General features: G+C 72.4%; 1 protein-coding gene. It reads right to left on the minus strand.

Translation table 11 applies throughout. The features are described from left to right. Positions 1-203 (minus strand): hypothetical protein (locus tag SM757_RS35495; protein WP_322468937.1); only part of this gene is annotated, 203 nt, incomplete at both ends.

The following is a 203-nucleotide window of genomic DNA, read 5'->3' on the forward strand; positions in this document are numbered from 1 at the left end:
TTCCAGCGGCTGCGCCGTGGCCTGCGCCGTGGACGTGCCCGTGGCCACCGCCGCCTTGCTCAGCACCTGCACGTCGGCGCGTGCGCCCACGGTGATGCTGCCGCTGCTGAAGTTGTTGCCTGCGGCCGGGTTGCTGCCGCCGTTGGTGTCCGGCGTGCCGGTGGTGACGATGCTGGCCGTGTTGCTGAATGCCGTGCCCGGCG

The organism is Azohydromonas lata (assembly GCF_034427735.1).
GTDB classification, from domain to species: domain Bacteria; phylum Pseudomonadota; class Gammaproteobacteria; order Burkholderiales; family Burkholderiaceae_C; genus Azohydromonas; species Azohydromonas lata.